Annotated in this window: 10 protein-coding genes, 1 tRNA gene and 1 pseudogene; 5 read left to right on the top strand and 7 right to left on the bottom strand. The window is 66.1% G+C overall.

Annotation, left to right across the window (positions count from 1 at the left end; translation table 11 throughout):
* The first annotated feature begins 14 nt into the window (after positions 1–14).
* The 5 genes from WEE69_13400 to WEE69_13380 all read left to right on the top strand — a co-directional run bounded on the left by WEE69_13400 (position 15) and on the right by WEE69_13380 (position 3,557).
* Positions 15–98: transfer RNA gene (locus WEE69_13400), tRNA-Leu, on the top strand.
* A 21-nt stretch (positions 99–119) separates the two neighbouring features.
* Positions 120–1,154, top strand: coding sequence for a hypothetical protein (locus WEE69_13395; GenBank protein MEX1146288.1), 1,035 nt, complete (start codon positions 120–122; stop codon positions 1,152–1,154).
* Positions 1,155–1,694: 540 nt separating this feature from the next.
* A complete protein-coding gene (locus WEE69_13390) occupies positions 1,695–2,177 on the top strand; it encodes a L,D-transpeptidase (protein ID MEX1146287.1) in 483 nt (160 codons plus the stop codon).
* A 442-nt stretch (positions 2,178–2,619) separates the two neighbouring features.
* Positions 2,620–2,868: a hypothetical protein gene (locus tag WEE69_13385; protein MEX1146286.1), complete on the top strand. Its 249-nt coding sequence runs from the start codon at positions 2,620–2,622 to the stop codon at positions 2,866–2,868.
* Between the two features lie 95 nt (positions 2,869–2,963).
* A complete protein-coding gene (locus WEE69_13380) occupies positions 2,964–3,557 on the top strand; it encodes a nucleotidyl transferase AbiEii/AbiGii toxin family protein (GenBank protein ID MEX1146285.1) in 594 nt (197 codons plus the stop codon).
* 151 nt (positions 3,558–3,708) lie between these two features.
* Here WEE69_13380 and WEE69_13375 read toward each other — a convergent pair whose 3' ends face one another.
* From WEE69_13375 to WEE69_13345, 7 genes and pseudogenes are all read right to left on the bottom strand, one after another.
* Positions 3,709–4,011 (bottom strand): DUF2442 domain-containing protein, encoded by a 303-nt coding sequence (locus tag WEE69_13375; protein ID MEX1146284.1) that lies wholly within the window; start codon positions 4,009–4,011, stop codon positions 3,709–3,711.
* 12 nt (positions 4,012–4,023) lie between these two features.
* Positions 4,024–4,221, bottom strand: a pseudogene (locus WEE69_13370) (DUF4160 domain-containing protein).
* Positions 4,222–4,286: 65 nt separating this feature from the next.
* Positions 4,287–4,805, bottom strand: coding sequence for a hypothetical protein (locus WEE69_13365; protein ID MEX1146283.1), 519 nt, complete (start codon positions 4,803–4,805; stop codon positions 4,287–4,289).
* A 209-nt stretch (positions 4,806–5,014) separates the two neighbouring features.
* A complete protein-coding gene (locus tag WEE69_13360) occupies positions 5,015–5,389 on the bottom strand; it encodes a Fic family protein (GenBank protein ID MEX1146282.1) in 375 nt (124 codons plus the stop codon).
* A complete protein-coding gene (locus WEE69_13355; GenBank protein MEX1146281.1) occupies positions 5,386–5,523 on the bottom strand; it encodes a hypothetical protein in 138 nt (45 codons plus the stop codon). Before WEE69_13355 ends, WEE69_13360 begins: the two co-directional genes overlap by 4 nt.
* Before the next feature lie 115 nt (positions 5,524–5,638).
* Positions 5,639–6,310 (bottom strand): class I SAM-dependent methyltransferase, encoded by a 672-nt coding sequence (locus WEE69_13350; protein MEX1146280.1) that lies wholly within the window; start codon positions 6,308–6,310, stop codon positions 5,639–5,641.
* A gap of 659 nt (positions 6,311–6,969) precedes the next feature.
* On the bottom strand, positions 6,970–10,335 hold the full coding sequence (locus WEE69_13345; protein ID MEX1146279.1) for an AAA family ATPase: 3,366 nt from the start codon (positions 10,333–10,335) through the stop codon (positions 6,970–6,972).
* Between the last annotated feature and the right edge of the window lie 208 nt (positions 10,336–10,543).

Genomic DNA, 10,543 nt, shown 5'->3' with positions numbered 1-10,543 from the left:
TGCAACGCTCGAACGTCGGAGTGGCGGAATTGGCAGACGCGCTAGCTTGAGGGGCTAGTGCCCGCAAGGGCGTGGGGGTTCAAGTCCCCCCTCCGACACTGGCCACTATCGTGCCTCGTGTGAAGAGGGGGATGGTGGCAGTTGTCGTGACGGCAGCCGCGCTCCTGGTTTCGGCGCTACCGGCGGCGGGCAAGACGACCGTGAAGGTCAAGGACAAAGTCGTCACGATCAAAGTGCCGATCGATTGCGTGGGGTGCAAGGGCAAGAAGGCCCCCGACGGGAGTGACGTCGCGAAGTACTGGAAGAAGACCGCTGAGGACGCCTGGAACGCCGCGTTCGCCAAGCACCCCTATTGCAGCAAGTACAAGTTCAAGCTCGACATCAAGATCAAGGCACGTGGAGACGACTTCCAGTTCACGGAGGGTCGGCACCGCATCCTGGCCGGGTTGCCCGGCAGCGGCTTGGCGCAGACGGGCTGGGATGGCGTGTTCGAGAGCACACCCGGCGGCGACCCGGGGCAGCGAACACCGGATGGGACCCGCTACTTCGAGAACGACGGCGACGGCTCCATGGGGGCGGACGCGACGCCGACGGTGATCATCCATGAGTTCGGTCACGTGATCGGTCTCGGCGACGACCGCGATGACAACGGGGATGTGGTGACGGGCCGGGACCGGACCGTGATGGCTGGCGGGTCAACCAACAGCGACGGGACGAGGAACACGCAGAACTCGCGTTTGAAGTTCGACCAGCAGCTGATCGACCGCATCGGCAACCAGCTCGCCAAACTCGGCAAGATCAAGTGCGGCGAGGTCTGGGAAGGCACGTTCACCGGGACCGAGATGGGTGGGGAGTGCACGTTGGAGGTCGAGGGCACGCTCAGCCTGGTCGTGGCGAAGGACGGCACCGTGACGGGAGAGGGCGAACGGACGGATACGGAGGTCGGTTGCCCTACCACAGGTCCGGTGATCACTACGGTCTCGATCTCGGGACGAGCGACGGACCGGGCGTTCGAGATCTTCGGCTTCACTGCCGTGGACGGAGGTCCGTTCCGAATCCCGAAGTCCGGAACCCGAGCACGACGAGACTCGTTCGTGACCGTCCAAAGCGACCCAGACATCTACAGCGTCCAACTGCATTGCGTGTCCTGCTGAAGCCGCACCGCCAGCGAAGCCTCCGTGCAGCTGGCGGAGCGTGAACTGGTTGCTGGCGTCAGCCAGCCAGCGAGACCGTCATAGTGAGCGGGGGAGTTGCCTCAAGCCGCGAGTCCCCCCTCCGACACGCATTCTGCGCTACGCGGAATCTCCACCGCGCGTTCCATGCTTCGGGTGGCCGGGTCGTAGGTTGCGGTGACTCCGAGCGCTTCGTAGAACGCGGCTCGGTCTGTTTGGTCTGCTTCGGCAAGGACAGCAGCCATGCTCCCGAAGCGCTCGACGACCGCGAGGACGTCGCCGGCGCTCATAGGCGAAGGAGCGTTCGTACGTCGATGCGATGTGCATACGCGCACGCTGGTGGTGGTGGTCGTCGCTCTAGCGTCGGCGCCAACTCCCGTGATTGCAAGCCCGAACGACCGGCTGAGACACTTGGGCCGCAGGTCCCCCTCGGGGGACAGTCTGTAACGGTGCTGTGCGGGTAGGCGCTGGTCCTCGGGGTTGGCCTCACCCTTTGCCGCAGGTCGCACCCGAGAGCGGCGCATGCACCCGCTTCGCAAGCCGAACGGAACGTCGGGCTGGGTGCGGGCCTCCCACGTCACCGTGTCGACCACGACCTATTCGATCACGGTCAGCCTCAGCCAACGCACCCTCGTCCTGCTCAATGCGGGGCAACCCGTGCTGAGCACGAGGGTCATTATCGGTGCTTCGGAAAGCCCGACACCCACCGGGCGCTTCTACCTGACCGATCCTGTCAACTGCAACGAAGAGCTGGTCCCGGGATACCCCGTCGGCCAGTGCAGCGGCGCGTACGGCGCCTTTGCGATCGGCACCTCAGGTCTGTCCGAGGCGCTGGACTCCTTCGACGGCACGATCCCGCAGATCGCGATCCACGGGACGAGCCTCCCTGACTCGGAGATGGGCAAGGACCTCTCAAATGGCTGCGTGCGCATGCCGAACTCCGTCATCCTCGAGATCGCCAAGATCACGCCGTTGCTCGGCACCCCAGTCACCATCACTGCCTGACGCTGCGCCGCGGTGGGTCGGGCGCTTGGGCGGTTGGCCTGGAGCGTCGCGATCACGTCATATGACTTCAGACTCTCAACCTTGGAATGAGGATGAGGGGGCCTGTGACCTCGACCAGCGGCATTCAGTTGCGTCGGAGGCCCGATCGTCGCCGCGGCCGTTATGCTCGACTGGAAGTCAGGCAGGAGAATCGAGCGCTTTAGGCAGCGAGATCCATGCTCGTCGTGAGGCGTATCGCGTAGCGCTGGGCGGCAAGTCCCCCTCCGACACGGCTGTTGAGGCAACTACGTCGGTGAGGCGCTTCGCGCGCGCCGCGCTGTCTGCGGCATGGGACAATGTGCACATGAGCGCGCAGGTGCGATCAGGTTCGATAGGTCCGGCGCCTCGAGGCGTGTGGAGTGCTCGGTGGCGGCCGGTGGAGGTCCCCCACGATTTGAGTGATTTGGCGGCGATCACTGGTCGAATCCGCCTGCCGGTTGACATCGCGTGGAGTGGGCAGTCGGAGTATGACCTCGGGGTACGCCGGCAGCTGTGCCGCGTGTACGAGCAGGTGTTGCGCGAGGGAACGTCGGATCAGGTGCGCCGGTATGTGCGAGCAAGCACGCTGGTTGAGGTCTGGGATGAGCTTGTGCTGCCCGAGTACGTCCGAGCCGCATGGGAACCTTGGATCGCCGCGCGTCAAGGCGCGTAGCGGGTGCCGCTGAGCCATCTCCAGCAGAGCGTTGCCCGCACGATCGCCGAGCTCTCTGAAGCCGAGGGATTTGCGCTTGCGGGTGCGGTGCGCTGGTGGTGCTCGGGCTCGTTGATCGACCGACTCGGGATCTCGACTACTTCGGGACAACTGCTGATGCGGTTGATCGTTTGCGGCCGGCTTTGGAGCGCGCCCTGCACGAAGCTGGCCTCAGGGTCGAGGTGCGTCGTGCTGTACCTGGTTTCGTGGAGTTTGAGATCGCGGATGCGAGCGAGGGCACGTCGTTGGATCTCTCCTGGGACACGCGCTTGCACGCGCCGCAACAGACCACCTTTGGTACCGTCCTTGCGCGCGACGAGCTCGCGGCCGATAAGACGCTCGCGTTGTTCGGTCGGGGAGAGGCTCGCGACTTCGTAGACGTGCACCAGCTACGCGCTCACTACAGCCGAGAAGATCTGTACCGACTCGCCCAGGACAAAGACCGAGGATTCGACCTGCGCATGTTCGGTGGTGCAATCGCGAGAATCGACCGCCACGACCGAGCCGACTTTCCCGTCGACGACCACACCTACGCGGCATTGCGTGACGAGTTCGATGATTGGGTCGAGTCGATCGTGGCCTCGCTCGAAGTGTCGGGGCCAACGCATGATCTCGATTCCGAGATCGAACCTCCCGGCTTGGATCTCTAACCCCCGCCGCGGCCCACGGCGGCGCGATTGCCCAAGGGCGATTCACGACGCCAGCGACACCGACCGGGTAAGACGTGGGGTCAAGCGGTGTGTCCCCCCTCCGACACTGATGTGATCGCACGCGAAATCGAACGCGTGTCGCTAGGAACGATCACCCCGTCGGTCTGAGGTGGTGTTCGTGCAGGAGTTCATAACCGCAACCTGACTCTGGCACTGCGTCGCCGTGCAAGACATCGGGGTCGAGGTCGACGCCGTTCGGCCAGCAAATGGTGCCGCTGATCTGATCGACGGTCACCTGAGCAAAGTATGCGGGATCGTGGAGAGCTTCGAATACGCCACCGCGATCGACAACCTGTCGGAAGTCGAGATCTCGGACGAGCCGGTCGTCGAAGGTCAACCGAAGGCGGTGATCGCCGAGCGGTTCAACAGCGACGATGCGCGGTAAGTGCGTCATGGCGCTCCAAGGCTACCGAAGGCCGTCGATAGGAAGCAGGGTGTTCGGCACCTGCGCCCGATCCCAGTCGGCGAATAGCTCCGTACGGTGAAGCGTTGCCCACTCTGTGACGAGGCGTGCTGCCGTGGTCGGCAGATGACCGGCGAGCACAGTGCCGTCGGCAATCCTGATCTGGGCTTCGTGTCCTGAATAGAACGCGTGAAAGTGGGGCGGAGCGTGGTCCTACCAGTACATGTAGATGGCGATTCCGTAGAACTCGGAGATTCGAGGCACTGTCAGATCCTCGAGGTCGCCCGATTGCGCTGCTTCGTTTGCGTCCACTGCTCGCGGATGGCGCGGCGCTCCGCATGTTCCTTTGCATCGGCTCCCCACCAGTCGCCCGGGATGATCTGCTCGCATGGCATTCGCGATCGGTCCCGCAGCGCGTGCGCAACCTGTGAGACCGAGCGAAAGGTGAGTCCATCGACGAGCAGCCAGTCGCGAGGCGGGATCCCGCTCGCGACCCAGCCGTGCCATCGGCCGATGTCGCCCTCGGATGGGATCGTGCCTCTACCTGGGCGACATGAGACGACGAAAGCGTGAAGATCGGCGAGCGGGAAGGGGCCATCGGGCTCGTCGCGCCAGTAGACCCATCCCGCACGAACGAAGCCATCGGTGAGTGCGTACACGCCTGCGACGACGGGGACGGCGCACGACCCAAAGACCGACTCCCAGACATACTGAACCGCGTGCGCACCGTTGAAGACCCCTCGGCAGCGCCGACACTGACAGACCCGGGACCCTTCTTTGGGCATGCACTGATGATCCACGTCGCGTGAGACAGTGACCGGCTTGCTTCACGTCGCTGGTCAGCCCGAATGTCACGCGCCGAGTCGGTCGTCTGTGCTTGTGTCACGCGGCCAGCGAGACGGTGAGTACGAGAAGGGGAGTTGCCTCAAGCCGCAAGTCGCCCCTCCGACACGTGGGGGTTCAAGTCGGGTTGTGGACAATCCGACGTGACCTCTCAAGCTCGGTGACGGAGCAATTCGATCACTTCATGTTCGACGTCCTCGCCGCGTGCCGCTCGAACTAGGAGAGCACCGAGCTCTCGGTCGTCGGGTCGGATGAGGTCGTCCGGATCGCGGTCCGTGTTGATGGTCAGGAACCACCGCGCGATCAACACCGCGGTCCGCTTGTTCCCTTCGAAGAATCCCTGAGCAGAGGTGATCTCGAAGAGAAGCGTCGCCGCAGCATCGACTGACTCCTTGATCGCACGAGCACGTTCGAGCGCGCTGGCTACGAGGTCGAGATCATCATCGTCTGCGCTGGGTGATGCCTCGTCAGGCTCGCGTACGAGCTCGTTGCACGCGATGACTTCGTCGAGGGTGGGGAACCTCAATGATCCCGGAGGAACTCGAGGAGCGCGGCGCAATGCTCAAGGTCGCGTTCGATGATCGCTCGAAACGCTGGGTCCACCCGATCCAAATGCGGTCGACGAATCGGATCCACCACCGGCGATGCGCCGCTGCTCATGTCCTCAAGGCTACCTGTGGGGCGACTTCAGGCGGCGAACTCGACAAGCCGGGTCAATCGGACCGCGTAGCGCTGAGCGTCAAGTCCCTCCTCCGACACCGAACCGAGCGTCTCGTCAAGCCTCTGGAACGCGCATCGTCACGCGCGCGAGTCGGCGGGGCAGGTCGCCTTCGACGAACTCGGCCACCTCGACCAGTTCGAACGCGGAGGCCAACTTGTCGATGAGTGCCCGGTCGAAGAAATGGACGATGAACCCGCCATGCTCGTACATGTCTTCGCCGCGTGGGATGCCGGTGCCGCAATGGGCGTCCGCCGTCGTACGGGCGGTGTAGACGACCAGCCCGCCTGGCCGCACGACGCGCCGGACTTCTGCTGACAGGCGCTCCAATTCGGGTGTGGTCAGCGCCATACAGAACAGCATGTGCGAATAGCAGGCATCGACCTCGTCGTCCGCGAAGGGCATCGCTTCGCGTACGTCGTGGTGCTCAACCGTCACCCGCTCGGCGACGCCTGCCTCCTCCGTCTTTGCCCGGATCGCCTCGACGGCCTCGGATGCGTAGTCGAGAGCGTGGACGTGGAAGCCCCGCTCGGCGAAGTAGAGGGTGTCGCGCCCCTGTCCGGCACCGAGCTCCACGACGGCGGTGATGCCGTTGTTTGCGAAGAGATCGGCAGCCGCGACCGCTGACTCGCTGGGATCGGTACCGTACATATCGCTGTTGGCCGCAAACGTCGCCACCCAGTGATCCTGCTGGGCCGACAGCAACGCCTCGTCGACTGAGTGCTGCATAGTCTACAGCATGCCTCGTGGGGTCAAGCGGTGTGTCCCCCCTCCGACACGGCTTGAGGCAACCAAACTCGGGGCAGTCCCTTCATTCAACGACGTGGTCAATCGACGCCCTCACCCTCAGAACTCCTGACGATGACACGGCGCGCGGCCACGACCATAGGCCCGTCGACGCGGGCCGAGGCCCTGATGACCTCGGGGGCCGCGTCATATGTGGAACTCGAACAGTTCACGCGAGTGCTGTTTCGAGCTGCCGCCGATGTGAGCCTGACCCCGGGAGCACATCGAGTGGCGAAAGAGGAGTACGCAGGTCACATGACGACGAAGATTCGTTGCTTGCACGCTCCGCTCCGGTCGAGATCGGCGCTCCTTGTGAAGGCTGAAAAGGGTAATCGGATCAAACAGGCGGGCTACGCGCCTGGGTCGTCGTGGCATCTCCGCCACTGGGCGGGGATGGACGAGGAGCGGCTCGTCGACCAGGAATGGTCTGCAAACAGCTACGACGAGAACGATGGGACGCTCAGCGTGGCCGGTGTGCCAATTGCAACGGCGTATGACCCGACGCTCAGGCTGCTGGTTGCTCCGTGGATCGCGAGTGGTATGTCACACAGTGAGGAGCCGGCTCAAGGCCCTCACTAGGAACTCTCATCAGCTGCACGAAATCAGGGCATCGAGGCCGCGAGCTCATTCGCACAACGCACGACGCCCGCGCACCCATAGGTTGCGGCCGTCGTCACCGCGTCGTCCAGCAGCTCCCGAGCGCGGCGCAGGTCGGCATCGGTCGCTCGCGTGCTGAGCAGCCGGGCCCACTCGACCTGGTTGCGGGCCTGAAGGAATGGCGCACCGAGTGCGCGCGCCTGTACGTCGGCCCGTTGGAACAGATTGTCGGCGTCGTCGTGGAGGTCGAGCACCACGGCGAGCCGGGCGAGGTACATCCCGACCGTGCCCGTGAAGGTCGCGCCGCTCATGACACCCTGGGGCTCGTATGGCGTAAGCCGCTCGAAGAGGAGGCCCGCGGCGGAGGTGTCGCCGAGCCATGCCGCGGTCTCTCCCCAGCACGCCGTGTTCGTGAGCCAGATGTAGTCGTACGCCGCGTGATGGAAGTTGGCGCCGCGCGCTGTTGCGAGCAACGGCCGGGATTCCTCGATGCGCCCGCACTCGCAGAGGATCTGCGCGTAGACGGCCTGGAACGCAGGTATATCGGGGTTCTCGGCGGCGGCCTGTTCGATCAGGGGCAGCATCTCCTCGGTGCGGCCCTGGTGCCAACGAATGTTGAGCAGGGTGGCGCCGTACACGGTCAGGGCGTCGGGCTGCCCGCTGTCCGCGCCGATCTTCAGCGCGTCGGTGGCCAGGCGCTCGGCTTCGTCTGCGTCGCCGGCCAGCAGGACCTGCCAGCATCGCTCGTAGGTCACGAGCCAGCTGAGGTAGGGCTGGCCGATGTCGGCCGCGAGCGACTCCATCAGCTCCATCGCCGTGTCGATGCCCGCGCGGTCTGCGCTGGACGCCATGGCAAAGAGACGGATCTGGGCAGCACCGAACCGAGCGACCGGATCGCCGACCCGCTCCGCGAGCATCAGCGCTTCCTCGGACGCCGCGACACTTCGGGCGAAGCCATCGGGCACCCAGAGCGGAACGAACGTCAGGTTGAGGACCCGCAGGAGCGCGGCGTCGTCCTCGAGGCGGCGGACCATCGACTCCGCGTCGGCCGCCAGCACCCGCCGCCGATCGAGGTCCCCGCTGAAAGTGAGCTCTGACGCAAGCGTCGCGAGCAGCCACGCGCGCGCCCGGCTGTCACCTCCGCCCAGCGCGTTCAACGCCTGCTCGAGCGTCGCGATCCGTTCGGCGTCGATCGCCCCGGTGTTGCTCGCCCACCCGCCCCGCTGATTGGCCAACGCGGCGATGACGAGGCGATCCGTGTCGCCGAGGCGCGTCGCCTCCGCGGCTGCGTCGAGCAAGGTCTCGCGGTACCCGGGATCACCCGCCTGGCGTTGCGCGTCGCCCAAGCCGATGGCGACCTCGAGGCGCTGGTGGTCACCGTGGTCCGGTTCAGCGTCGAGGAGCTCCAACGCTTGACGGAACCAGCGGATCGCCTCGTCAGGCGCGAGAGCGTCGAGCGCGTGCTCTCCCGCCCGGTGGGCGTAGCCGGCTGCCTTGTCGGCCTCGGCCGGCGTGCCCGCCGAGATCCAGTGATACGCCAGCTCGCCGATGCGGTCACCGGGGTCGTCGCCCCACTCAGCTTCGAGAAGCTCGCCGATCCGGCGGTGGGCACGGGCGCGCCGACTCGCCGACAGCGCGTCGTAGAGGGTGTGCTGGAACAAAGCGTGCGTGAACGTGAACCGCTCCGATCGGCCGTGTACCTCGGACACGACCGCCGCCGCCGCCGCCTGTTCGAGCGTGTCGAGAACGTCGTCCTCGTCGCGTTCGGCGGCGCGCGCCAACAGGCCGAGGTCGAAGTCGCGCCCGATGACCGACGCGACCGTCAGAGTGCGGTGAGCGTCGTCGCCGAGTCGCCGCACACGCTGGTCCACCACCTCGCGCACACTCTCGGGCAGCCAGATCGACGAGAAGTCGACCTTCGCCACCCAACGCCCGTCCTCCTGGCGAATGACGCCACTCTCCGCGAGATGCCGGAGCACCTCGGCAACGAAGAAGGGATTGCCACCCGTCTCGCGCCTGACCAGTCGGGCGAGCTCGATGCCGTCGTCACCCATCTCGTGGCCTGCGATGGCCTCCAACAGCTCGACCACTCCGATGTCGTCGAGGCCGGCGACGTCGATCCGTTCGATGCCGGGTTCTCGGTACAGCGAGGCGAGCGCCGCCGCGAGCGGGTGGTCGTCGGCGACGTCGGTGTCGCGGTACGTCGCCGTCACGAGCACCCGCAGCGCGGCGGCGTCGGCACCGACCACATGGTGGAGCAGTTGAAGCGACGGGAGGTCGGCCCAGTGCAGGTCGTCGAGTACGAGCACCACCGGAGCCGCATTCGAGACGCGCTCGAGCAGGTCGACCACCGCGCCGAACACGAGGTAGCGCTCCGCCTCAGGATCGCTGGACACCGGCGGAGTCGCACCCACCCTGTGCCCGAGCTCGGGGACGAGACGGACGAGCACACCGCCGCGCGCTGCGACATGTGCGCTCAGCAGCTCCTCGGGGGCATGGCGAACGAGATGGGCGAGCGCTTCGATCCACGGCTGGTACGGGATGCCGAGGTCCTCGTCGCAGCGCCCATAGAGCACGACCGCGCCTTCGCGGCGCGCCGAGCCCGCGATCTCCGTCGTCAACGCGGTCTTCCCGATCCCGGGCTCGCCGCTGACCAGCACAACCCGACGGCGACCCTCAGCCCGCACTGCCCGTAGTGCGCCATCCAGCACTGCCCGCTCGCGCACCCGCCCTACGAACGCACCGCCCGGCTCGAGCCGGTGTGGCAGCGGCACCAGCTGCAGCTCGAGGCCCCACGCAGCTACCGGCTCCTCCCGCGGTGCCGGGCTCTCGGCGAGCGGTTCCCACGGGACGCGGTGCGCGGTCAACGGCTCGGCCAAGCCCTTGAGCTCGAAGGCGCCGACGCTCTCGAACGAGTATGTGCCCCGCGACCCCACCAGGGAACGCACCAGATCACTCACCCAGATCTCACCCACGGTCGCGACGGCCTCCAGCCGAGCGGCCTCGACGACCGGTGTGCCGTGGCAGTCGCCCGCGACGACTTGCACATCACCAGCCGAGCACCCGATCCGGATCGCGAGATGGCGGGGCTGGTCAACCCCGCGGTTGTGATACTCAGCCGCCTGATGGATCGCGACCGCCGCAGCCACCGCGTCTGAGGCCGCGGAGAACACGGCCATCAACCCGTCGCCTGTTCCCTTGACCACCCTGCCGTCATGCATGGTGACCGCAGCGCGCGAGAGCCGATCACAAGCGGCGGTGAGGTGGTCGGCCGCGTCGTCACCCAACGCGACCCGCTGTGCCGTCGAGCCCGCCAGATCGACGAACAGCACCGTCGCCGTCACCACGCGACCTGTGCCGCCCCCAGGCATGCCAGCATCATGACAGCCCCTCGCCGCCCCGGAACAGAGTGCTCCCGACTCTGTGAAGTGTGAGGGTGGAGTGCTCGCGAGGGCCGCTGTCCGCTTCAGCCGTAGCGCGTGGCGCTGAGCGACACGTCCCCTCTCCGACCACGATCAGTTACACACAGCGACGTGTCGCCCCTCCGATACTTGGTCGAGGGAAGCGATCAGCGCACCT

The organism is Acidimicrobiia bacterium (assembly GCA_040881685.1).
Taxonomy (GTDB): Bacteria; Actinomycetota; Acidimicrobiia; order IMCC26256; family PALSA-555; genus SHVJ01.
The sequence above is the reverse complement of the archived record's forward strand: the minus strand, read 5'-3'. Positions and strand labels throughout refer to the sequence as shown.